The organism is Lactobacillus sp. CA30L (genome assembly GCF_059900845.1).
The window spans coordinates 221082-243715 of sequence record NZ_JBWXGB010000001.1 but is presented as its reverse complement, the minus strand read 5'-3'; the positions used below and the strand labels follow the sequence as shown (position 1 = coordinate 243715).

The window sequence follows — 22634 nt, the reverse complement described above, 5'->3', positions numbered from 1 at the left end:
AAATTAACGGGCCCTTTATTTGAAAAGCAAAAAATGCCTTAGCTCCAACTAATTGGAACTAAGACATTTTAATTGTCATAACGCTTATGCCGCACACCGGCAAGGCCAGAATTCAGGTCACCTTATATTTCCGGAATATACATGTGTGTAAAAATAGTATTTACAAGAACAATCACCCCGTAAACAATTGCAGGCCTTGACGATACTCTATTCGCAATCATTAAGGTTGCCGCTGCAAAGATAATGAGCTCAATCAGTATGCGCACGGTTACGGATGCCCTCCTAGTGGACATGGGCGCAACGAAAATCGACCACACGACGGCAATTATGGCCGGCAAAACCAGCCCAACTAATAGATTCACCGGAAATTTAAATTTCATAAATCCAATTGAAACAAATAATATTACTGTAAATACTTCGATCAAAAACCTCAATATTGTATTTACTGCTATCAAAAATTGCGACATAATTTTCCTCTTGTTAATTTAAAAATTAAACTCAGTTGAACTAAGCCCTGCCGTTAACTTCGCTTCCTCGTAAAATCGTGTAATCAATAATATCATCAACAATTTTTTGAACCCGCGGTATCAGTGACTCATTTGGTTCAGAGGACGTAACATAGGTCGAGATAGCCCCGTGTAAGAGGTAAAAAATTCCCCTGTCCAAATTCGTCTTAACCTCTTTTGCAAGGCCTTTTTCCGAAACTCGGTCTAATACTTCTTCTAAAATATTGAGGCTTTTCATTCTTACGGTGTTTACTTCATTGCTAAATTTGTTTTGATCGATTCTTTCGCCCTCATACACGCTTATCAGCGGATAAATGCTGCGGTGCTCAATCCCGAAGCGGATGTACTCGTTGCAAAGCAAGCTTAACTTTTCTTTATACGTTACGTCTAAGTCGTAAATTGCCCTAAACTGATCATAAAGAATATTTAGCGGTTCTATCGCTATCAAAGCAAATAGTTCTTGTTTGCTATCAAAATAAGAGTAAATCATGGTGTGAGAGTATCCAGCTTCTTTTGCGATATCGCGTATGGACGTGTCTTTTACCCCTTTTTCCGAAAACAGCTTTCTTGCGGCATCAATAATTTTTTCTTTTGCGGTTGACATATTTTCACCTTCGTTCATATAACCAGCGGTTACTAACCGGTGGTTATAAGTGTACTGCTTTTTATTAATAAAAACAATTCTTTATTCGGTAGTGCCAAATTTTTACGCTGTGCTCTAAGCAAAGCAATAAAGCAGTCAATCTTTTGCCTTTTTGTGCCCTTATAATTTTTAGCCATGTCCCTAGCAAAACAAAAAAGCAGCCGGTCGTGCTGCTTTAAAAATAAGTTGCTCTGCCCTCTTTATCAGGTCTGCCATACTGCTCCAATTTTTTCATATATTCTTTAAATTCATCTTTGGCTCATTGCGGTGCTTTAGGGTCGATGAAAGTTTCATCATCTGTGTCACGCCAATACCTAAGTCCCTTAGGATCTATTAACATGTTAATTACCTCCTTTTGCTATCATTTGTTTCGGCTTTTTGAATTTTGTGCTGATACTTTTCCATGTCAACACTGACAACCGTTTTAATATCATTTTTACCGCTTTTAATGGAATCCAGATCAGACGCTGATGGGTACTCTGTTTGATCTTCAAGAGCCAGGCTAATTAAATCCTTAGCCATTAGCAAGGCGCCTTTCATGTCTTCGCCCTGAGTCCAACCACCTTCAATATCGGGAATTTCGACGGTATAGCCTCTTTCCTCAGGGTGCAGAATAACCGGATACGCGACAACTTTTTTCATGCTTCAACCTCCTTTGGGAATATAAGAAATAAAGGCTAATCTGTGCCTCACTTCCCTAGAAATTTTCTGTCTGCTTTCTTGAATGAAAACACCCTCTTGTAGGTTTTATTTAAATGTAATAGTTAACACTTAGACTGCTATAGTGGTTAATTTTAGTCTATGCTGGCACCGCACTAACTACATCCGAAATCCGAATATCTTAGGATAATCGACCGTAGCTCTAAGAATTTATAAAACTTCATCAGCTTCCAAGTTATGCCCCACCAGATGCGTCATACTTCGTCCTCTCGACATTTTAATTATTTATGCCATAAACACTTGTAACTAAAACGCAAAGGCAAGCTAGGCCTGTTTAAGCGAGCTAGTATTGCAAATATGAGCTTGCTCAGACAATTATATAATAAGTGCACGGTTATTTAAGAGAATAGATTCATCCTTGCGAAAATGTTGTAACCGAATGTTGTAACCTATTAGGCTAATTTCAGTTAGTTTCAGAAAATCAGAAAAAATAAAAATGCCTTAGTATCAACGTTTGAAGCTAGTTGAAACTAAGACAAATCACAAAAATTGGGATATCCGGGCTCGAACCGAAACATGCAGGAACCAGAAACCTGTGCCTTACCATTTGGCTATATCCCAGTGTTAAAAATCACCCGTACGAGAATTGAACTCGTAACTCCACCTTGAGAGGGTGGCGTCTTAACCATTTGACCAACGGGCAAAATCAACAGTAATTATTATGCCGGAAAGAGCAGATAATGTCAAGTGCTTTTTCCCCTGGTTTTTTAATTTTTACTGTGTGCTTTCCGCTAACCGGTTAAGCAAAAATTATTATAGCATAACCTGCATTTTTAATGCAACGGTAAATTTCTCTTGCTTAGCAAAAAAAATTGCCTTTTGCCATTTAGGACCGCAAAACGACCAGTTATCCAAATTTTATTGGCAAACTAAGGTCGCTCTGCTATCTTAGTTTCAAAGAAAGGAAGTTATGCTTATGCTAGTAAACCAAAAAGCGCTTGCCCGCCTCAAGGAGCTTTTCGTCACCGTCAACACGCCGGAGATTGATGAGAGCAGCACCAACCTGCGGGACAATCTGGACTACTTCTTAAACAAGCAGACCATAATCGGTTACCGCGAGGGGCGCAAGAAAATTATCGCTTATTATGAAATTGTCTCAATTCATACCCAAGGCAAAGAGGTTGTCTGTGAGACGCAAAACGGCACCTACCGGCTCAAGAAGCGGCTCTACGAGCTCAAAAAACTATTGCCCAGCCACCTGTTCGTGCAGATTTCCAGTTCTGAAATCGTCAACTTCAGCTGCATTCAGGAATTTGCACTGACGCGCAACGGCATCTACCAGGTCATCCTCAAAAGCGGCAAGACGACCTACACCTCGCGCCGTTACATGCAAGAAATCAGAAAGGAATACTTATCATGAAAAATTTTAAGGACATTATCACCCGTTCCCTTATAAGTGCACCAATCGGTGTCACAATCGGATTGGCAATTGCAATTATTTATAGTCTGGCCAGCCATTCAGAGCACGTTCAACCCTCCACCGAGCAGTTCATCCGCCAGTTTGCCACCCCCGTCCAAGCGTTTCTTGCCTCCATGTTCCTGTGGGCGCTGATTGGCATGCTTTATGGCGGCAGCAGCGTGTGCTTTGCCCAGGAAAGGTGGAGCATTACCAGGCAAACCGTTACCCACTTCTTCATTACTTACATCTCGTATACACTGTTAGCCATAATTGCGGGCTGGATGCCTTTAAGCCTTAAATTCCTCCCGGATTTTACCATCACCTACTGTTTTATTTACTTAATTACTTGGACTGTTTCCATGATTCTTGCCCGCAAAACGGTTGCGCAGATGAACAAGAAGATACGCAAGTAAGCCCATCAGCTTTCCCTAAAAACTAAATTTCAAGCCCATTTTCAGCCCCGCAGGGCAAACGACTAGCAGGGCTTTTTTTTGCCGGCAAAATCACTTCAAGGGCCAAAGCACGTCCCATTCGGATATAATATAGCTAGACAGTTTTTTACCAAGGAAAAATTCATGATTGCTTATTCAAATACCCAAAATTTAATTGAGGCCATGGTCTCCGAGCGCATCGTTCCGGGCGTCAACTATACTTTCATCAAGGGCGAGCAGGTCTTCACGTCGACCGTCGGCTTCGCCAGCAGCTACCCGGAGGTCACGCAGCTCAGTCCCTTCGCCGAATACGACCTGGCCAGCTTGACCAAGGTGCTCATCACTGAGAACATTTTGCTCAAGCTTTACGGTGAGGGCAAGATCAACTTTACCGAACCGGTCCACGATTTTATTCCCGACTTTAAGGACGAGCGCGTGCGCCTCTTCCACCTGCTCACGCACACATCCGGCATCCGCGGCTGGATTGACCACCGTGACCAGCTGAACCACGACGAGCTGCTTGACGCCATCATTCACCTGCCCGTGACAAACGAATTCGAGCACCGGATGCGCTACGCCGACACCAACTTTATCCTGCTGGGGCTGGTGGTCAAGGCCATCTACGGCCGCCCCGTTCAGGACGTCGGCTTAACCGAGATCATCACGCCGATGGGCCTCCAAGATACGACCTTCACACCTGAAAAAGCGCGCTGCGTTCCCACAACGGCAAACTCAGGCGGGGTGCTCCAGGGCATCCCCCACGACCCGAAGGCGCGCCAGCTGGGCAGCGATTGCGGTTCAGCGGGGCTTTTTTCAACTATGGAAGACCTGATTAAGATTGCGCGGGGCTATCTGGGCCTCAACCAGCATATCCTGCCCTACGGTCAAGATGTCGTCACCAGGCTCTTTGACAACAAAAATCCGGCCGGCGTTAAGCCCCGGTCCTGGGGTTGGGATCTGCGCTTTGACCCCGAGTTCCACTACCCGCTTATTCTTCATACCGGCTACACGGGCGTCTTGCTTCTCTTTGACCGTATCAAGAAGTCCGGCCTAATTCTCCTAACCAACCGCATTCACCCGACCGGCCACAACCAAATCTTTCTGACTGTCCGTGAAAAAATAATCCAGAGTTTCCTGGCTGAAAACGACCATTAAAAAAGCAGCTTCACGTGAAGCTGCTCTTTTTAACATTTCTTATGTCCGGGCATGAAGTGGTAAACCAAGTCGACCACAGCTTGAGCAAGCATGCCGCCTGCCATCCAGTACATTCCCATCATCATGTTGCCGGTAAAGGTGTAATAAGCGGTTATGCCATAAACAATTACCCATAAAATCTTAAAAAACAAGTTGTCACACATCATTGTAGTAAAACTCCCTTCAATTACCCAAATTATACCGTTTTTAGGGGCAAAATGGGGTACTTTTTTGGTTATTTAATCAGGCAGGATGCATTGCATTAAAGATAATTATTATAAAAACCGTCATGGCAAAATGTTTACATTCGTAAGCATTGCTAAATTTTTTGCAAACTTTTTTGAAGGCAAGAAAGAATTGCAAGCAAATTGCGTGTTATGTAATTTATTGACACCTCTACTCACTATTCCGTGCCTTTTTTTCAAGTCTAAATAAATTCAGGTAACTGACCAAGATCACCACACTGATGATACTCAAAAAAAGATATGCTACTCTTGTACCCTGTGCAGTATGCAACACATAATTGCCGGGGTGCTTTTGCCAGGCTGAAATAATTGCAGCCGTTACGGTTGTGCCCATAGAACCTGCATACTGCTGACCCGTCTGAAAAATGGCGGTTGCATCCGTGTGCAATTCCACGGGTTGGAGCTTAGAGGCCTCAGCCATCGTGTTGTTGAAGGCCAGTTGGCGGCCAATAATCATGATGCCGTATACAAACCCAACTATTACAGTAGGGATGTGCAAGCTAAAAATAGCAAACAGTATGCATGCTGTTAAACAGAAAATTGTTCCGGTCAGCAACGGCAATTTTGCACCCTTTTTATCATAGATGTGACCAAACCAAGGATTTAAAACCCCACTCAAAACACATCCCGGCAGCAATACTAATCCGCCAGCAAGGGAACTAGCATGATTAACAATCTGAACGTAGTTAGGTACCACAAAGCTGGTACCAATGTTAATAAACTGCAGTAGCAAATACGAGATCATGGCAAAAATGAACGGTTTATTTTTAAAGACTTTGAGGTTAATTAGCTTTTTTTGGCTAGAACGCCCTAATCTAATGAAGACCGTCACTAGTATTGCTACCATTATCATGCTAATCCAAAAGCCCCAGTCATTTAACCCATTGCTGACGCGGTTAAACCCGAGATTAAAAATCACCATTGCGGCTGCAAGCACGCCGTAACTTACCCAGTCAAATTGCGGGTGCGTTTTTTCATGGTACTGTTCAATCGTCAAGAAACCCATAATTAGAATTATTAGGGCCAATAGTCCCACGCTAAAAAAGATTAGCGGCCAGCTAAAGTAATAAACCACCATTCCGCCAAACGTTGGTCCAAGCGAAGGTGCAAGAATGATAACGAGTCCGGTCAGGCCCATGTAAAAGCCCCATTTTTCCTGCGGCATTAATTCGACTACCAGGTTAAACATTAACGGAATTGACAGACCTGCACCGATTGAAGAAATTAGACGACCAGCAAGCAAAGCCCAAAAATTTACCGCCAAGCCGGCGACAACGGAACCAACAATGAACGAAAGCGCAGCGGTCAAAAATAGTTGTCGCGCTGACCAGCGCTCATTGAGGTATGAGCTTGAAACCATGATAATCGCAATCATCAAAAGATATCCTGTAGTTGTCCACTGGACCAATCCTAGTCCAATGTGAAACTGCTTCATCAGAACGGGGAAAGTAACGTTCAAACTAGTCTCGGTTAGGATTGACACGAAGGCCATCAACGCACAGCTAATGATTGCTAAGATATATTTTGTATTAACACTTTTATTTCTCATAAAATCACCTTGATAAAAAAAGAGCAAAAAGTTTAATTAACTTTTACCCTTTTAATTGTATAACTATCATGCACATTTTATCACGATAGCGTGCTATATTTTTCTAATATTCTAAGATTATCGAACCAAAATTCAAGCAGATACACTCTTCGAAAGCAGCATGGCCTATAATACATTGCCTACTTGCCAAACCTGCTCGTCAGGTCATCGTGCAATTCTTCATAGCCCGGCTTGTTAAGCAGGCCGAACATGTTCCGCTTGTACTCCTCAACACCAGGCTGGTTGAACGGGTTGATTCCGTTCAGGTAACCAGAAATGGCAATTGCAAGCTCAAAGAAGTAGATGAGGTAACCCAGCGTATGTTCCGTTTGGTCGGGAATGTTGACCGTCATAACGGGCACGCCGCCGTCCGTGTGGGCCAAGACAACGCCTTCATAGGCCCGCTCGTTGACGTAATTCAGGCTCTTGCCAGCCAAAAAGTTCAGTTGGTCTAAGTTGCGGTCATCGGCCGGAATTTTGACGTCATGTGCAGGATTTTCGACTCTAATCACGGTCTCAAACAGGTTGCGCATGCCCTCTTGGATGTATTGGCCGAGGGAATGCAGGTCGGTGGTAAAGTTGGCGCTGGCTGGCCAAATGCCCTTGTTGTCCTTGCCTTCCGACTCACCCATCAGCTGCTTGCACCACTCACTAAACATCCTTAAAGTTGGTTCGTAGTTTTCGACAATTTCGGTCGTGTAGCCCTTGCGGTAAAGAATATTGCGCAGAGCTGCATACTGGTATGGCGTTGCCTTCTTTAAGTCGGTGTCACGGTAGTCGCTCCGGGCATCGGCTGCACCCTTCATCAACTGATCGATGTCTGCACCAGCTGCAGCGATTGGCAGAAGGCCAACGGCGGATAAGACGCTATAGCGGCCACCAATATCGTCAGGCACAACGAACTCCTCGTAGCCCTCGGCGTCGGCCTCGGTCTTCAGTGCCCCCTTGGCCCGGTCGGTAGTCGCAAAAATGCGTTTTTGCGCTTCTTCTGCACCATATTTTTGGATCAGCTTTTCCTTGAAAATTCTGAAGGCAACGGCCGGTTCGGTCGTCGTCCCCGACTTGGAAATAACATTGACGCTGAAGTCCTTGTCACCCAGCCATTCAACCAGGTCATGCAGGTATGAACCAGAAAGCGAGTTGCCACAGAAAACAACGGTGGGGTACTTTTCTGTGCCCTTGCCATAAAAGGCCCCGTTCAAGAACTCAATGGCCGCCTGGGCACCGAGGTATGAGCCCCCAATACCGATGCACACCAAAACCTCAGAGTCGCTCTGGATCTTCTTGGCGGCCTTCTTGATACGGGCAAATTCATCCTGATCATAATCAACCGGCAAGTCAATCCAGCCCAGAAAGTCGCTCCCAGCGCCGCTTCCGTCCCGCAATTCTTTGTTTGCAGCATCAACCATGGCCTGCATTTCGCCTAGTTCATTATCGTGAACAAACGGCGTCAACTTCGTGCTGTCAAACTTAATTAAACTCATATAATACGCTCCCTTTACAGAATTAAATATTTATTTCACAAGACCATTTTAGCAATCTTACGGCACAAATACCAGTGCCCGTTCACTGTATTATAACCTACCCCGAACCCGCTGGCACGCCCAAAAAAGCAGGTAGCCTAAAGCTGCGCCGCAAACATTGAAGAAAACATCATCAATATCGCTGATCCCGGTCTCCAGCAAAAATTGCATCCCCTCAATGAAAGCCGAAAAGACGGCACCTGCCAGGATGATGCGGAAAAAGTTTTGCTTCTTAGAGAAAACAAACGGTGCCAAGAAGCCAAACGGTATGAAACAGAGAACATTGCCAAACGAGTTGTAAATAAAGTCAAGCCTGCTCTGGGCGTAAATCATTTTCCAGGTTTCCTTTAAGAAAACCAGGTTGATATCACTCAGGGGCCGATGCCAGTTGAAATTGAGGGCCCACGGGAAGTATGCGCTGCGGAAGGTCGTCAGCATGAGCAGCAGAAGCAGGTAGAAGGCAAACATCCAAACCATGGCCTCGGACTTAACCGTTCGGCGCCGCCTAATCGCCAGCAGCCAAAAGAGGCGCAGCACCATGAAAACCAAGAAGTAAAAAATTGTTTTGTCGAGCGCCAGCATTACGAGCTTGATAAGTGCAAAGTGGTTTATCCTGGTTGCATAAAGCTGCGCGAGCAAATTATAAAGCGGTCCTAAAAAAATCATGTCTTATTCAATTCCTAAAATAGTATTTACCTAAATTATACTCAATGTTGCCCGCTTAATTCTTAAAAAATGACTAACAATACCGAAAAGATTGTCTAAGCCACCTTAAACTTTTAAAATAAAAGACTAAGGAGCGTTCACTTTGAATAAAAAGAATCTGACCAAGTTCATTCAGACCCGCACAGGCTTTCTTTGCCTTCTAGTTTTGTTATTTACATTGAAGTATGTTTTTGTTGCCTACCACGACTTTAACCTGGGGCTCTCAGACCCCTACCAGCACCTGATTATGTGGATCAGCCCCATTGGAAGTGCCCTGCTTCTTTTTGGCATCGGCTTTTATTTTCCGAAGCCCATCGTGTCCTACTGCGTGATGCTCTTCATGGACTTTGTCAACACCGGCTTGCTCTTCGCCAACGTCCTGTATTACCGCCAGTTTGCCGATTTCATTACGGTTAAGACCATCGCCAACACCAGCAAGGTCGCACCGGGATTAGGCAAAAGTGCCGTAGCCATGCTCCAGCCAACCGACATGATTATCTGGTTGGATCTGATCATTGTTATTGCCCTGCTTATTGCCCGTAAGATCACGATTGATCCGAAGGCGTACGGCTTGCTCACCCCGTTTGCGGTCATTTCTTTTGGCATGCTTGTTTTAGTGCTAAACGTCTTTCTCGCCGAAACATCCCGTCCCCGTCTGCTCGGTACCACCTTCGATCGCTCCTATATCGTCAAGTATCTCGGCATCGATGCCTACACGGTCTACGATGGCATTAAAAATGAACAGACCGAACAAGTAAATCGCAATGCCAACACGGCTGACCTCAATAAGATCCTAGCCTACACTAAGAAAAACAAGCTGCCTAAAAACACCAGATACTTCGGCGTCGCCAAGGGCAAAAACGTGATTGTGATTCACCTGGAAAGCTTCCAGCAGTTCATTATCAACCTAAAAGTCAACGGCAAGGAAGTCACGCCCTTCCTCAACTCGCTTTACCACGATCGCCACACCCTGAGCTTTGCCAACTTCTACCACCAGGTGGGGATTGGCCGTACCAGCGATGCCGAAAACATGCTGGAAACAAGTACTTACGGCATCTCGGACGGTTCCCTTTTTACCGCGCTGGGCAGTTCCAACACCTTCCAGGCGGCGCCCCAGATCCTAAGGGAAAAGGGCCACTACACCTCTGCCGTTTTTCACGGCAACGTCGCCTCATTCTGGAACCGCGACGAAGTTTACAAGAACATGGGCTACAATTACTTTTTTGATCAGAACTACTTCAGCGCCAATAAGAACGACCGCATTGGGTACGGCATCAAGGATAAGCTGCTATTCGCTGAAAGCATCAAGTATCTGGAACGGATGCAGCAGCCGTTTTATGCAAAATTCATTACGGTGACCAATCACACGCCCTTCGACATGGACGATGAGGACCTTGATCCCAGCTTTAAGACAACGACCACCCCTGACAAGTCCATCAACAATTACTTTGAAACGGCCCACTACCTCGACCAGGCCGTCCGCGAGTTCTTTTCCTACCTAAAAAAATCTGGCCTGATCAACGACACGATGGTGGTCATCTATGGCGACCACTACGGATTGACCAATTCTGAAAATGAAATCCTGGCACCAGTTGTTGGCGAAAGTTCAGATACCTGGAACAACTTCAACAACGCCCAGATGCAGCGGGTCCCGTTCATGATATATTCGCCCAAGCTAAAAGGCGGAATCAGGCAGGACGTGGCCGGAGAAATTGATGTCCTGCCCACCCTGTTGCACCTTCTGGGCATTGACAACCACAACTACATTCAGTTTGGCACCGATCTGTTGTCGCCGCGCTATCAGCCCTGGGTCGTATTTCGCAACGGCACAATCGTCAGCCAGAAATACGTTATTATTGGTGGCAAGGGCAGAAAAGGCATCGTCTACGACCGGCAAAGTGGCAAGGAGATTGTTAACTATACTAAACGCGAAAAGGTGGAAATCGCCCAGCTAGCCCGGGAGGGGAAAAAGCAGCTCAAGTATTCTGACTTGCTCAACAACCACAACCTCCTGCGCTTCTATACGCCAACTGGCTTTAAGCCGGTTGATCCGGATCAGTTTGACTACCTGACCAACTTCCAGCAAATGGAAGACCTGCGCAGCACGCTCAAAGGCAGGTCAAGCGCACTGATCAATAGGTACCGCAAGTCCACGACCGCACTTTACAGAACCGACGCGCCCGAATTGAAGGGGCGCCGCGATGAAATAACCGCCATACCAGAATCAGTTGCTGGAAATCATTTAAGCGAAAAGAAAAATAAAGCTGGCAAAAATAAAAAAACGTCCTATAATTAGCAAATAACTTTATTAAAATAATAATTTGCACTGGAGGTTGTTTTTGATGCTTTATCTGATTATTTTTGTTCTCGCTATCCTAATATTTTTGTCTTGCTGCCGCGTCGTACCGCAAAACAATGAGGGCCTGATTGAAACACTGGGTAAATACTCCCGGACCGTGAAGGCTGGTCTGGTCTTGGTTATCCCGGTGGTCCAGAAAATGCGCCGCGTTTCTCTAGCGATGTTTCCGGCCGAGATTTCCAAGTACTCAATCATTACCAAGGATAACGCCGAGATCACCACGAGCCTGACGCTAAATTACCTGGTGACGGACTCCTACAAGTACTTCTACAACAATACTGATTCCGTTAAGTCCATGGTAGAGCTGATTCGTGGCCACTTACGCGACATTATCGGTCGCATGGACTTGAACGACGCATTGGGTTCAACCAGCAGTATTAATACCCAGCTTGCCGAAGCCATCGGAGATCTAACTGACCTCTACGGTATCCGTGTGGTCCGGGTCAACATCGATGAACTGTTGCCGAGCGTCGAGATTCAACGGGCAATGGACAAGCAGCTAACTGCCGACCGGGAAAAAATTGCGGCCATTGAAAAAGCTGAAGGTGAAGCCAAAAACATTGAATTGACGACCAAGGCCAAGAACGATGCACTTATTGCTACTGCTAAGGCCAAAGCCGCGGCGGTAAAAACAGAGGCGGATGCCGAGGCATACCGTATTAACCAATTGCAAAACTCCCTCTCCCAGGCTGGCGAAGGCTACTTCAAAAACCAAAGCCTGGACAGCTTCAACAAGCTGGCGGCAGGCCCCAATAACATGATTGTTGTCGGCAAGGATGAAATGACCAGCTTAGGAACGCTTCCGGCTGCTTCCAAGGTCTGGCATAAGGCCACAGAAGAAACAGACTAGCCTATAATAACGGTACACAAAAAAGCACTTCACTAGTGAAGTGCTTTTTATTTACGCGTCATTGGCCTTATTCTTGCTTATGGCTACTTATGGTCTCTGAATCCCCTGGTCTTTTCATGCTTTACCTGGTCGGGATCAACGTAATCGACCGGCAATTCGTGGCGGTCCAGCAGAAACTTCTTCAAACTTTTTTCGGTTGTCATAATGGGAAAAATAATGAAGAGGTAAAACGTCAGAAGCCAGAGCAAGAAGTACCGGTCCCAGTCTAGCAGGTGAACCATAACCCCTATCACAAGCTGAAGCACGCCGAACAGAATAAAGTATAAACTGCCCCTTTTTTGTGCAAAGCGAAAGCTGGCGTGGTTGACCCGGGCCAGGTACGAATAGTAGCCGTAAAAGGGATTGGGCTTCTTAGCCGGCGAAATTACCCACAATAGCCCAACAACCGCAATAACCGAACCACAAGCAATATAAATCATGCGTCCTTCCTTTCTCCTGGGAACTAGTCCTCATTTCCCGGTGCAGAAATTATTATTTTCATTTTACCAGTGAACGCAAAATTCTTCATCATATTTGGAACAATCAAATTGCTTCCTAGGGATAATTCATACGTTTGCGAACCCGCAACGAGCTGCCCTGAACCGGCAATGACCGTGACTAGCAGGTACGGGTGCTCTTTTAGCCCCGTCTTCCACGTTCCGTCTAGGTCAACCTGCCACAGGTAAAAGTGCGGTGACAGTGGCGGCTTGACCAGGGTCTTGATGCTTGCATCCTGCTCTCTTCTTGACTGAATGGCAATCTTAGGGTCAACGTGGGGCACCGTCGTTACGTCAATCGACTTTTGCGTGTGCAGTTCGCGCGTCTTACCCGTCTTCTGGTCGACGCGGTCGTAGTCGTACAAACGGTAAGTAACATCGCTCGACTGTTGGGTTTCAATCACGAGGATTCCCTTGGTCAGTGCGTGAATCGTGCCCGAAGGAACATAGAAAAAGTCGCCTGCCTTGACCGGAACCTTGCGCAGAAGATTGTCCCAGTCGCCGCTGTGAATCATATCCGCAAGTTCAGACCGCGTCTTGGCCGTGTGGCCGTAAATCAGGTAAGAACCCGGATCCGCCTGCAAGACGTACCAGCTTTCGGTCTTACCGCTATCGTTTTCAACACTGCGGGCGTAGTCATCATCCGGATGAACCTGGACGGACAGGTTGTCGTTGGCATCGAGAAACTTGACCAGAAGCGGGAATTCCTTGCTCTTGGGATTGCCAAATAATTCCGGGTGCTCCTGGTAAACCTCCCGCAGGCTCTTCCCCTTCCAGGCCCCCGCCTTAACGGTTGACGCATCGTCCTTGTAGCCCGAGATGACCCAGGCCTCGCCCACCTTGCCATCGGGAATATCATAGTCAAAAATCGTCTTTAACTTGCGGCCACCCCAGATCTTGTTTCTAAAGTAGGGTGTCAAAAAAATTGGTTCCATATTGTATCTCACCTCACATTAAGTTTAAACTTTTGCCGGCAAAAATTAAAACGATTTTTTGCCAACTGACTTTGAATAATCATAATATTATTTTGGTTGCAATTTCAGCTGCTTTGTGCTCTATAAATTCCCCCATTAAAAGCCTGCCAGAGATCTGGCAGGCTTTTAGGGGAGATAGTTTACTACTTACTTCTACAATTACTGTTGCTTCTTCAATTTATCCAGACGTGATTCCGCAATCTCGTTTTCTAAATCATGTTCGTATTCTTCAGTCTGGACCTTGTCCCAACCATAGTAATCCGCCATGTGGTTAATAACGCCAGTTTTAACCCGGTCCAGGGTATCACTCTTAAACAAGACGTGGTAGGTCCTGCGCAGTAGATAATCAACCGGAGTTAGAGCCATTTCTTCAGCTAACGAGTAGTCTAATGCTGCGGTTTCGCCCAGGCTTAAACCATTGGCCGGGTTAATCTTTCTTGCATGATCATAAATCTGATCTGCTTCTGAGCCGAACAAGTTGGCAATTTCCTTAGCGTCATCCGCACTTAAGCCAGCATCAACGCCGCGCTTAGCAATATTTGCCAGTTCTTCCTCGGCGTTGTCAGAATCAAAGTCACCACCAGCAACCTTTATCTTGGCTGAATCCCTAAGTGTAAAGTCCTTGCCAAATTTATCATGCAGGTCCTGCTTAATCATAGCCATCGCTCCGTTGGCCATAATCCGGTAATCGGTCAGTTTGCCACCCGCTAGCGTAATCAGGCCGTCATCGGCTTTGGTCAGCGAGCTGCCACGCGATACGGCTGAAGGAGCCGAGGTACTGTCCGATACGCTGGCGCCTGAAGTCGCATCCGCGGCCGTGTTATCTTCAATCTCCAGCTCGATCAACGGACGAACCCCGGCCCAGCTGGCTTCAATATCATTAATCGTGAGGTGAGCACTCGGATATTTTTTATTAATGATGTTCAAGAGGTAGTCTACGTCGGACTGCTCAACTGTTGGGTGTGCATAATCACCCGTAAAATCGGTATCAGTCGTTCCAAAGTACGTCTTGCCCTCGCGCGGAATGGTAAAGATCATCCGGCCATCGGCGGTACCTGAGCCAAAATAGGTCGGTTGCGGGACCTTTAAGCGAGACTGGTCAACAACCAGATGAACCCCCTTAGTCGGACGCAAACGCGGCTTTTTGTAGATCGTGTCATCTTCTTCACGGACGATGTCAGACCACGGACCAGAAGCATTGATAACAAGATTGGCGTGGATGTCAAACTCTTCACCAGTCAAGTTATCGTGAACGCGCACGCCGTTAACTTGTTTATTGTCGTCGTGCAAAATCTTAATGCTCTTCAGGCGGCTAACGGTAAGGCAGCCAAAGTCATGGGCCTTCTTGATATTTTCCAAAACCAGACGCGAGTCATTATTCTGGTAATCAAGATAAACCCCGGCCCCCTTCAGGTTATGCGGATTTAACTGTGGCTCCCACTTTAGGACCTTGTCCCTATCAATGGTGTAGTTGGCATACTTCATCAGCGGCGAATCGCCCTCGATACCAGCTAAGTGGTCGTAGAGATCCATGGCAACCTTAACCGAAAACATCGTGAATGTCGTTCCCGGCTCGTCATAAATGGGCAAAATCATCGGATCCGGCTGTGTCATGTGCGGCGCAATGTGCTGGATAACCGCACGTTCCTTGACGGTATCCGAAACCACCTGAACATCAAAAGTCTTCAGGTAGCGAATGCCGCCGTGAACCAGTCGCGTCGACCGGGATGAAGTTCCACCACCGAAGTCCTGCATGTCGATTAACCCCGTCTTCATATTGGCAACACTGGCCTGCAGGGCAATTCCCGCCCCGGTAATGCCACCCCCAATAACGAGCACATCTAATTTTTCCATTTTCAAGCGCTTTATTTCATCTTTACGGCTTTTAATTGAGAATGCCATTGTTTACACTCTTTCTATAATACACAATTTACTTTTGATAAGGCTTGTATGCAAAGCTTTGGGCTGCCTTAACCGCAGACTTCCACCCTTCATACAAGTGGTCACGCTCCTTGGCGCTCATCTTTGGCTTGAAGGTCTTGCCCACCTTTTGAATCTTCTTAATCTCATCAACATTCTTCCAAAAGCCCGTCGCCAGTCCAGCTAAAAAGGCTGCACCCATCGCTGTTGTCTCAAGATTTGCTGCCCGTTCAATGTCAATGCCAAGAATATCGGCCTGGAACTGCATCAGGTAGTCATTGTTAGCAGCCCCACCGTCAACCTTGAGCTTCGGAATTTTGATATTGGTATCCTTGTACATGGTATCAATTACGTCGCGACTCTGGTAAGCAAGCGACTGCAGCGTCGACTTAGTAAAGTCGTCGCTGGAAGTACCACGGGACAGTCCGAAGACTGCACCACGCACGTTTGAGTCCCAGTACGGTGCGCCTAAACCGGTAAAGGCCGGAACCACAAAGACCTCGTTGCTATCCTTAGACCGCTTGGCTGCTTCTTCCGACTGCGGTGCATCATCAATCAGCTTTAACTGGTCGCGCAACCACTGAATTGCGGACCCAGCCACGTAAATACTGCCCTCAAGGGCATAGTTGACTTTTCCGTTAATGCCATAAGCAATTGTCGTCAACAAGTTGTTAGCCGAGAACTTCGGATTTTTTCCCGTGTTCATCACGGTAAAGGCACCCGTGCCATAGGTATTCTTAATCATCCCCGGTTCAAAAGCCAATTGCCCAAAGAGTGCGGCCTGCTGGTCACCGGCCATGCCAGCAATCGGAACCTGGCTGCCGTAGAAGTGGTATTCAGCGGTCTTACCGTAGACTTCCGAGTTCGATTTAACCTCGGGCAGCATTTGCCGCGGAATGTTCAAAAGTTTGAGAATATCATTGTCCCAGTCCAGCTTGGTAATGTTGAAGAGCATGGTCCGGCTGGCATTGGAATAATCAGTCACGTGAACCTTACCACCAGTAAGTTTCCACACCAGCCATGAATCAATTGTTCCAAACAACAACTCACCTTTTTCAGCGCGTTCTTGCGAACCAGGCACGTGATCTAGAATCCACCTAATCTTAGTTGCAGAAAAGTATGCATCGGGAATCAGGCCCGTTCTCTCGTGGATTAGCTGCTGGTGCCCGTCCGCAATCAGCTTATCAGCTAAGTCTGAAGTCTGACGCGACTGCCACACAATCGCGTGGTAAATCGGCAGGCCCGTGTTTTTATCCCAAATAACCGTTGTCTCACGCTGGTTAGTGATTCCGATTGCAGAAATTTGCTCCGGCTTAATGCCCGAATTAATAAACGAATTGGCAATGGTCGACAGAACTGAATTCCAAATTTCATTGGCATCATGTTCTACCCAACCTGGCTTAGGAAAATATTGGTTGAACTCCTTACGCGAATCAATTACTTTCTTCCCAGAGTGGTCGAGAATGATTGCACGCGTACTAGTTGTACCCTCATCAATCGCTAAAATATACTTTTCAAGCATTTCTATTTCTCCTTTTTGGTTTTGATTTAGATTTAAAGTAACCGCAATATTTCTTACACACCTGATTTTACGCTCGCTTTCAGTTAAGCGCTAACATATAATGGTAATAACTTATTAGGTAAAGTTATAAGCAAAGGACAAACTAATATGAAATATAACCTGCTAACATTCAAATACTTTATGGATGTAGTCGAAACGCAAGGCTTCACCCCAGCGGCCAAGAGAAATTTTGTTTCCCAAACGGCGATCAGCAACGCCATCAAAAATTTGGAAAAGGAGTTAAACGTTCAGTTGATTGAACGGTCTACTTCTCACTTTAGGGTAACAGTCGCCGGCATCAACCTTTACCATTATGCGGTGCCTTTGATGAAGCAATATTATGAATTTAGTCAAAAGGTGGGCCAGTTAGATAACGCGCACCGCATCTTGCGCATCCGCTACCTGCGGGGATTCGGGTACTGGACGATCAAGTTTGCACACTGCTTAAAAGAAGCAAATCCGGACCTACACCTGCATTTGGACACCGAAAAGTTTTCCGATAGCATCCCCAAACTTGATGTGGGTGATTACGATGTCTTGATTGGCTTTTCAACTGCAGTCAGTAAAATCAAAAGCATCCATAAAAAGAAAATCGATACCGCCAATTTTGGCATCCTGCTTAATCCGGATATGCTTGAAGAAGACGGCCGGGTTAATAAGTGCGCGCTTGCCCAGCAACCCCTGTTTTTGCAAAAATGGTCTGCGACCGATAGCAATGACGTTCAAACAAAAATCAGAAGCGTTTTGCACAATATGAAAATCGACTATCAGAATGTCAGCTACCGGGACAGTTTTGATGCGGCACTTGCAAATGTTGTATTGGGGCAGGGAATGGCAATTTACCCCCGCGAATTGCCGATTCCCCAGATATATGCGGATCACCTGGTCTACATGCCTGAATTGCCATCATTAAAATATGACGTTGTGGCCATCTACAAAAATCCGGCCATCGCCCATATTTTAGATAAAGGACTATCAAATTAGTTATATAAGTATTATGAAATTATTTTAAATTTTAATAACATTTAGTTATAAGTTGAAGACGGAATCAAACGGACAACCAGGAAAATTGCAAACTAATAAGTTTGTTTTCCGCGTGAGAAATTTTGTGCGGCATTCTTTGTTCCCAGTGAAATAGTGCGGAGTTGTCAAAAACAATGACCTCTTGCCTTTCAGGGGGCCTGGCAACAAAGCACGTCACAATTTTAAAATCCAATCGGTGACAAAAAAATATTTACAAGCAAGGTCTGCGCGAATTAACCGTCCACGGCTTTTGCCACGCCTCCGCCACTCTCAATAAGAGTCAAAGCATTAAAGACGTTCAGGCAGTCATGGGCCACGTAAATATGAGCATAACAGCTAATACTTACGCTTACATGTTGGATGAATTAAAGCAAAAATCAGATAACCAAATCGTCAAAATACTTGACGAAATTTAACTAGTCGGCGAACATTTGGCGATCATAGACAAGCAAAAAGCCCTCAACCACAATGGTTAAGAGCTTTTTAATATGGAGATGAGGGGAATTGAACCCCTGTCCAGACGCATTCCGTCACTGACATCTACAATCATAGTTATACTATTTGAACTTCACTAGTCCAAAACGCCATATAACAGGGCTAGGATGGACTAGCTAACCTGAAATGACTCTTTTTAACTATTCAGGTGAGGTAGTTAAACGTAGCTCACTAAGTTGATACTTGCTGCTAGACGTGAGCAATCCGGTAGCAAGCAACGCAAGGCCTAAATTAGGCAGCTAATGCGTATGAATTTTCTTTATTTGCAGTTAGAAAAACTGTGACGTTTTTATGTAGACGTGACCTACAAATTGCAGTCAATGCGAATCTACGCCTGTCGAATCCCAAAACATCCCCTTAAGACAATATAATTATAACATATTTGAGATTCACTTACTACAAACCAGATCTCACCCCAAAGCCACTTAGTTAAAAGTAAATTTAAAGGATTGCTCAATGTCGACAGCATCTTTGCCTGCCGTGACATAGTTCGCATGTTCCTTAGCCAAATCAGAGCCATTATCCATTACCACGGCAGTGCCGACAAATTTAAACAGCGGAACATCATTTTGTTCATCGCCGATTGCCATTACTACGCCAGGCACATTCGCTAATTTTTTGCCAAAAATTCTAACGCTACCCTCTTATTGATATTTTTCACTTTTAAGGGCATCTGACTTTTCCTTTTCGTCGGCAAAGACCACCTTGATAGCAGGTTTATCTTCGACCAACTCTTGGGCTTTTCACACAAAAAGGCCAGCACTATTCTGCCAAGCCTGTACTACCGTAATCCAGCCAATATTGTGATTGCTCGTGATAATGCGACTTATAGAATCAACAAAGTTAAATGCCAGCCGGTGGTCATTAGCACATCGTTCAACTTTTTCGTAAGTTGACCGACTCAATTCGTTTTTCTTCAGTACCTGACCAAACACTGGCTTACTTACTGCTCCGTTAAAGGTAATCACATACTGGTCAGCGTCTTCGATTGCCAGCTCCTGCAAAAATGTTTACCGCCAGCTAGCGGGCAATCAGAACACAAGACCACTTCGCTTTTTTGCGCAATCGCCTGTTTGATTACGCGTTTAGTTGTCTCAAGCAGGATTTTATGCCGTTTAATAAAGTATCAACAACACCAATTGCTACCAATTTAATCACTCATTCTGCTCTTCAAATTTTCCATAATGGCCTTCCTGATCGCGCCATGCTTCTTTTCATCATATTGATATTTTGCGTCTGTCCAAAAATGAGAATCATATAACCAAACTGGCTTAACCAATCTTTCTGGTGCTTCCGCTTGGTATCGCGGAAAGATATGCGCATGCAAGAAGTGATCTGTATTACCTAAAATATCATAATTGATTCTTGCCGGGCTACATGCTGATAATATCGCATCCCCCAGCAAAGTCATATCTTTTAAAAATTTTACTCTTTCTGCTAGCTCTAAATCGTTTAAAGTAGCAACCTTTCTTTTAGGCAATAGTACACAATATCCTGGCAAAAATTGTGTGTCACCGATAACAGCATAGCCACCACTTAATTCTGCTATTACCAATGGATTATTACCAGCAGTTGCAGCACCAATCCGATCAGTTCGCCAATCCTTCATATTTCAATCCTTTTTTAGACAAGAAAAGACTGCTAAGAGCCATGCCTTAACAGTCTAAATTTAAAATTTACTTTAGTTCAAATGAGCCAGACGCACAACGTCACGCTCAATCATCAATTCTTCATCAGTTGGGATAATCATTGCCTTGATCTTGGAATCAGGCTTTGAAACGAACTTTTCACCATTTGACTTGTTCGCCTCATAGTCAGCTTCTAAGCCCATGAACTCAAATGACTTCATGATCTTTTCACGGACATCAGCATCGTGTTCACCAACACCAGCCGTAAAGACAATGGCGTCAACACCCTCCATCTCAACAACGTAAGAGCCCACGTACTGTCTCACGCGGTTGACAAAAATGGCCCGTGCCAAGTCGGCCTTCTTATCGGAGTTATTTTCCAAATCACGCATGTCGGAGGAAATTTCTGAAATGCCCAAAAGGCCGGACTTGTCATTCAGGATTTCAATCATCTGGTTGATGTCAAGGTTATCCTTGTTCATAATGTATTGCAATACGGATGGGTCAACATCACCTGAACGGGTGCCCATGGTGATACCAGCAAGGGGCGTGAAGCCCATTGACGTATCGTATGACTTACCGCCTTTAACAGCAGTCACCGAAGCACCCGAACCCAAGTGACAAACAACCAGTTTCAAGTCCTTAGCGTCCTTGCCCAGCATTTCGGCAGCACGACCAACAATGTAGCGCACCGAAGTACCATGCGCACCATACTTGCGCACACCGTATTCCTTATAGTACTTATAAGGAATCGAGTACATGTAGTGTACAGGATCCAAGGACTGATGAAAGGAAGTATCGAAAACGCCTACTTCTGGAACGTCAGGCAGCAGTTTCATGAAGGCTTCAATGCCCTTGCCCTCAGCCGGGTTATGAAGGGGTGCGTATTCCTTCAGGTCATAGATTTTTTGCAACTTGTCCCGGTCGATGATGGCCGAATCAGCAAAGTCTTCCCCACCGGCAACGATTCTGTGTCCAACACCAACAATTTCGCCCAGATCATCAATAACCTTGTATTTCTTAAGAGCTTCGAGCAATAAGTTGACCGCAGTTTCTTGGTCGGGAATGGCAATTTCTTGGGAATGCTTTTCACCGTTAGCCAGTTTGATTTCAAAAGAAGAACCATCGATGCCAACCCGGTCTGCAATCCCCTCTGCCAAGACTTTCTCTTCCGGCAAGGCAAAAAGCTTATACTTAAAAGAAGAACTCCCCGAGTTAATCGCTAAAACTTTTTTCATAAATTAGTTTCCTCCGTACACATGATTTTTATTTTTTCACAAATTAATGAATGTTTTTAGTATACCACTCATTCAGTTTAACATTAAGCTCAATTAGATCTTCTTCTTTTTTAAAAGTATCCAACTTTGTGAGCAAGACCTCACTGCTGCCGATATTCTCGCCGTGATTTTGGAATACCAAAATGGCTTTTTGATTAAACTTGTTCTGAAACAAATTATCAGGCAGCTCAACGATTGCACGGAGGAAAACTTTTTCTGATATCCAGGGCATGATGTCGCTTCCGGCTTTACCCGCAAGTATCGCCCGGGGCACGACTAAGAAGGCGTACCCAGCCGGCTGCAGGTTTTTAATTATTTGCTCAATAAACAAAAGGTGTGCAAAGGAGTGCCCCTTCACGGCCCTGGTGGCAAAGTTAGCCGCATTTTCATCGAGCGGATAGTATCCGACCGGCAAATCGGCAACCACCGCATCCGGACTGGAAAACAGCCAGGGGGTCAGTGCATCCTGGCAGTACAAGTCAACGTCCAGCCCGTTCAGGTACGCGCCAACGTCGGCAAAATTGAGCATTTCCTCATCGTTATCAATTCCCACTAGCCGATAGTCACCCTTAGAGTGATTGGCCTTTTTTAGCTGGTCGACAACTGTATATAGCAAGCCGCCTGTACCAATTGCCGGATCAGCAATTGCGACCCGGTCAGTTGGGAGCAATTTCTGCATAAACATGGCAATAATGGTTGCTACAACCGACGGTGTCGGCATCTTGTTGACATCCAAGCCATCCTCAGTAACAGCCTTGAGGGTCAGGTAAGTATAAATTTGCACTTTGGTTTTTGGTGCCAGCTCAGCGTAGTTCAAGCCCGCGTATTTTTGACTTAATTTGCCAACGGTTTTCTTATCGGGGGCCCCCAACTCAACCTTTATCTGTCCCTTTTCAAGGTTATCAAACGTTTCGGTCAGCGCTTCGCCAAAGGACACGTTCAAGGCATCCTGCAGGCAAGTAACACAGTCCAGAAATTTGTTAAACAATTCTACAATTTTATCCATCGCTTATCTCCCTTATCTTCTTAGACATTTTAATAGAAGTAAGGCAGTCAA

Annotated in this window: 22 protein-coding genes, 2 tRNA genes and 1 other RNA gene; 6 read left to right on the top strand and 19 right to left on the bottom strand. The window is 45.4% G+C overall.

Going from position 1 to position 22634, the window contains the following annotated elements; translation table 11 throughout:
* Positions 1–122: 122 nt before the first annotated feature.
* The 5 genes from AC2JF8_RS01275 to AC2JF8_RS01255 all read right to left on the bottom strand — a co-directional run bounded on the left by AC2JF8_RS01275 (position 123) and on the right by AC2JF8_RS01255 (position 2512).
* On the bottom strand, positions 123–467 hold the full coding sequence (locus tag AC2JF8_RS01275) for a DUF2568 domain-containing protein (RefSeq protein WP_500760438.1): 345 nt from the start codon (positions 465–467) through the stop codon (positions 123–125).
* A gap of 40 nt (positions 468–507) precedes the next feature.
* The gene (locus AC2JF8_RS01270) at positions 508–1128 is read right to left on the bottom strand and encodes a TetR/AcrR family transcriptional regulator (protein WP_500729476.1); all 621 of its coding nucleotides are present in this window, start codon (positions 1126–1128) and stop codon (positions 508–510) included.
* 366 nt (positions 1129–1494) lie between these two features.
* Positions 1495–1791, bottom strand: a complete 297-nt coding sequence (locus AC2JF8_RS01265; protein WP_500729474.1) for a type II toxin-antitoxin system HicB family antitoxin — start codon at positions 1789–1791, stop codon at positions 1495–1497.
* 567 nt (positions 1792–2358) lie between these two features.
* Positions 2359–2430 (bottom strand) — tRNA-Gln (locus tag AC2JF8_RS01260).
* Between the two features lie 10 nt (positions 2431–2440).
* Positions 2441–2512, bottom strand: a tRNA-Glu gene (locus AC2JF8_RS01255).
* 273 nt (positions 2513–2785) lie between these two features.
* Between AC2JF8_RS01255 and AC2JF8_RS01250 the strand changes: the two genes are divergently transcribed.
* The 3 genes from AC2JF8_RS01250 to AC2JF8_RS01240 all read left to right on the top strand — a co-directional run bounded on the left by AC2JF8_RS01250 (position 2786) and on the right by AC2JF8_RS01240 (position 4854).
* On the top strand, positions 2786–3229 hold the full coding sequence (locus AC2JF8_RS01250; RefSeq protein WP_500760436.1) for a LytTR family DNA-binding domain-containing protein: 444 nt from the start codon (positions 2786–2788) through the stop codon (positions 3227–3229).
* Entirely contained in the window at positions 3226–3681 is a 456-nt protein-coding gene (locus tag AC2JF8_RS01245) for a DUF3021 domain-containing protein (RefSeq protein ID WP_500760433.1), read from the top strand. Before AC2JF8_RS01250 ends, AC2JF8_RS01245 begins: the two co-directional genes overlap by 4 nt.
* A gap of 162 nt (positions 3682–3843) precedes the next feature.
* Complete coding sequence (locus tag AC2JF8_RS01240) at positions 3844–4854, top strand: serine hydrolase domain-containing protein (RefSeq protein ID WP_500760431.1); 1011 nt, start codon at positions 3844–3846, stop codon at positions 4852–4854.
* 29 nt (positions 4855–4883) lie between these two features.
* On the opposite strand, the gene AC2JF8_RS01235 is transcribed toward AC2JF8_RS01240, so the two are convergent.
* The 4 genes from AC2JF8_RS01235 to AC2JF8_RS01220 form a co-directional block, all read right to left on the bottom strand.
* Positions 4884–5060: a hypothetical protein gene (locus AC2JF8_RS01235; protein ID WP_500760429.1), complete on the bottom strand. Its 177-nt coding sequence runs from the start codon at positions 5058–5060 to the stop codon at positions 4884–4886.
* Positions 5061–5289: 229 nt separating this feature from the next.
* On the bottom strand, positions 5290–6687 hold the full coding sequence (locus AC2JF8_RS01230) for an MFS transporter (protein WP_500729467.1): 1398 nt from the start codon (positions 6685–6687) through the stop codon (positions 5290–5292).
* A 179-nt stretch (positions 6688–6866) separates the two neighbouring features.
* Entirely contained in the window at positions 6867–8210 is a 1344-nt protein-coding gene (locus AC2JF8_RS01225; RefSeq protein WP_500760427.1) for a glucose-6-phosphate isomerase, read from the bottom strand.
* A gap of 90 nt (positions 8211–8300) precedes the next feature.
* Positions 8301–8915, bottom strand: a complete 615-nt coding sequence (locus AC2JF8_RS01220) for a VanZ family protein (RefSeq protein ID WP_500760424.1) — start codon at positions 8913–8915, stop codon at positions 8301–8303.
* A gap of 142 nt (positions 8916–9057) precedes the next feature.
* Between AC2JF8_RS01220 and AC2JF8_RS01215 the strand changes: the two genes are divergently transcribed.
* Together AC2JF8_RS01215 and AC2JF8_RS01210 are read left to right on the top strand one after the other, a co-directional pair.
* Positions 9058–11250 carry an LTA synthase family protein gene (locus AC2JF8_RS01215; RefSeq protein WP_500760422.1) on the top strand — a complete coding sequence of 731 codons (2193 nt, stop codon included), beginning with the start codon at positions 9058–9060 and terminating at the stop codon, positions 11248–11250.
* A 46-nt stretch (positions 11251–11296) separates the two neighbouring features.
* A complete protein-coding gene (locus AC2JF8_RS01210) occupies positions 11297–12163 on the top strand; it encodes an SPFH domain-containing protein (protein WP_500760419.1) in 867 nt (288 codons plus the stop codon).
* A gap of 83 nt (positions 12164–12246) precedes the next feature.
* Here the strand turns inward: AC2JF8_RS01210 and AC2JF8_RS01205 are convergent, their stop codons facing one another.
* The 4 genes from AC2JF8_RS01205 to glpK form a co-directional block, all read right to left on the bottom strand.
* Positions 12247–12642, bottom strand: a complete 396-nt coding sequence (locus AC2JF8_RS01205) for an SdpI family protein (RefSeq protein ID WP_500729462.1) — start codon at positions 12640–12642, stop codon at positions 12247–12249.
* Between the two features lie 23 nt (positions 12643–12665).
* The gene (gene manA / locus AC2JF8_RS01200) at positions 12666–13634 is read right to left on the bottom strand and encodes a mannose-6-phosphate isomerase, class I (RefSeq protein WP_500760416.1); all 969 of its coding nucleotides are present in this window, start codon (positions 13632–13634) and stop codon (positions 12666–12668) included.
* Positions 13635–13832: 198 nt separating this feature from the next.
* Positions 13833–15575: an FAD-dependent oxidoreductase gene (locus tag AC2JF8_RS01195; protein ID WP_500760414.1), complete on the bottom strand. Its 1743-nt coding sequence runs from the start codon at positions 15573–15575 to the stop codon at positions 13833–13835.
* Positions 15576–15603: 28 nt separating this feature from the next.
* Complete coding sequence (glpK, locus tag AC2JF8_RS01190; protein WP_500760412.1) at positions 15604–17115, bottom strand: glycerol kinase GlpK; 1512 nt, start codon at positions 17113–17115, stop codon at positions 15604–15606.
* Between the two features lie 180 nt (positions 17116–17295).
* Between glpK and AC2JF8_RS01185 the strand changes: the two genes are divergently transcribed.
* Complete coding sequence (locus AC2JF8_RS01185) at positions 17296–18138, top strand: LysR family transcriptional regulator (RefSeq protein ID WP_500760409.1); 843 nt, start codon at positions 17296–17298, stop codon at positions 18136–18138.
* A 525-nt stretch (positions 18139–18663) separates the two neighbouring features.
* On the opposite strand, the gene ssrA is transcribed toward AC2JF8_RS01185, so the two are convergent.
* From ssrA to AC2JF8_RS01155, 6 genes are all read right to left on the bottom strand, one after another.
* Positions 18664–19029: a transfer-messenger RNA gene (ssrA, locus tag AC2JF8_RS01180) on the bottom strand.
* Positions 19030–19097: 68 nt separating this feature from the next.
* On the bottom strand, positions 19098–19262 hold the full coding sequence (locus tag AC2JF8_RS01175; RefSeq protein WP_500729402.1) for an HAD hydrolase family protein: 165 nt from the start codon (positions 19260–19262) through the stop codon (positions 19098–19100).
* A 153-nt stretch (positions 19263–19415) separates the two neighbouring features.
* Complete coding sequence (locus AC2JF8_RS01170; RefSeq protein ID WP_500760407.1) at positions 19416–19676, bottom strand: hypothetical protein; 261 nt, start codon at positions 19674–19676, stop codon at positions 19416–19418.
* A 146-nt stretch (positions 19677–19822) separates the two neighbouring features.
* The gene (locus AC2JF8_RS01165; protein WP_500760403.1) at positions 19823–20281 is read right to left on the bottom strand and encodes an HIT family protein; all 459 of its coding nucleotides are present in this window, start codon (positions 20279–20281) and stop codon (positions 19823–19825) included.
* A gap of 72 nt (positions 20282–20353) precedes the next feature.
* On the bottom strand, positions 20354–21538 hold the full coding sequence (locus AC2JF8_RS01160) for an acetate/propionate family kinase (RefSeq protein ID WP_500729399.1): 1185 nt from the start codon (positions 21536–21538) through the stop codon (positions 20354–20356).
* Positions 21539–21581: 43 nt separating this feature from the next.
* Positions 21582–22583, bottom strand: coding sequence for a class I SAM-dependent methyltransferase (locus AC2JF8_RS01155; RefSeq protein ID WP_500760401.1), 1002 nt, complete (start codon positions 22581–22583; stop codon positions 21582–21584).
* Between the last annotated feature and the right edge of the window lie 51 nt (positions 22584–22634).

Coding starts and splice junctions, on each gene's coding strand:
- AC2JF8_RS01220 (WP_500760424.1), bottom strand. CDS start 8,915: ATGATTTTTTTAGGACCGCTTTATAATTTGCTCGCGCAGCTTTATGCA.
- AC2JF8_RS01205 (WP_500729462.1), bottom strand. CDS start 12,642: ATGATTTATATTGCTTGTGGTTCGGTTATTGCGGTTGTTGGGCTATTG.
- AC2JF8_RS01235 (WP_500760429.1), bottom strand. CDS start 5,060: ATGATGTGTGACAACTTGTTTTTTAAGATTTTATGGGTAATTGTTTAT.
- AC2JF8_RS01210 (WP_500760419.1), top strand. CDS start 11,297: ATGCTTTATCTGATTATTTTTGTTCTCGCTATCCTAATATTTTTGTCT.
- AC2JF8_RS01270 (WP_500729476.1), bottom strand. CDS start 1,128: ATGAACGAAGGTGAAAATATGTCAACCGCAAAAGAAAAAATTATTGAT.
- AC2JF8_RS01230 (WP_500729467.1), bottom strand. CDS start 6,687: ATGAGAAATAAAAGTGTTAATACAAAATATATCTTAGCAATCATTAGC.
- AC2JF8_RS01265 (WP_500729474.1), bottom strand. CDS start 1,791: ATGAAAAAAGTTGTCGCGTATCCGGTTATTCTGCACCCTGAGGAAAGA.
- AC2JF8_RS01185 (WP_500760409.1), top strand. CDS start 17,296: ATGGATGTAGTCGAAACGCAAGGCTTCACCCCAGCGGCCAAGAGAAAT.
- AC2JF8_RS01160 (WP_500729399.1), bottom strand. CDS start 21,538: ATGAAAAAAGTTTTAGCGATTAACTCGGGGAGTTCTTCTTTTAAGTAT.
- AC2JF8_RS01175 (WP_500729402.1), bottom strand. CDS start 19,262: ATGGCAATCGGCGATGAACAAAATGATGTTCCGCTGTTTAAATTTGTC.
- manA (WP_500760416.1), bottom strand. CDS start 13,634: ATGGAACCAATTTTTTTGACACCCTACTTTAGAAACAAGATCTGGGGT.
- AC2JF8_RS01195 (WP_500760414.1), bottom strand. CDS start 15,575: ATGGCATTCTCAATTAAAAGCCGTAAAGATGAAATAAAGCGCTTGAAA.
- glpK (WP_500760412.1), bottom strand. CDS start 17,115: ATGCTTGAAAAGTATATTTTAGCGATTGATGAGGGTACAACTAGTACG.
- AC2JF8_RS01225 (WP_500760427.1), bottom strand. CDS start 8,210: ATGAGTTTAATTAAGTTTGACAGCACGAAGTTGACGCCGTTTGTTCAC.
- AC2JF8_RS01155 (WP_500760401.1), bottom strand. CDS start 22,583: ATGGATAAAATTGTAGAATTGTTTAACAAATTTCTGGACTGTGTTACT.
- AC2JF8_RS01240 (WP_500760431.1), top strand. CDS start 3,844: ATGATTGCTTATTCAAATACCCAAAATTTAATTGAGGCCATGGTCTCC.
- AC2JF8_RS01250 (WP_500760436.1), top strand. CDS start 2,786: ATGCTAGTAAACCAAAAAGCGCTTGCCCGCCTCAAGGAGCTTTTCGTC.
- AC2JF8_RS01275 (WP_500760438.1), bottom strand. CDS start 467: ATGTCGCAATTTTTGATAGCAGTAAATACAATATTGAGGTTTTTGATC.
- AC2JF8_RS01245 (WP_500760433.1), top strand. CDS start 3,226: ATGAAAAATTTTAAGGACATTATCACCCGTTCCCTTATAAGTGCACCA.
- AC2JF8_RS01165 (WP_500760403.1), bottom strand. CDS start 20,281: ATGAAGGATTGGCGAACTGATCGGATTGGTGCTGCAACTGCTGGTAAT.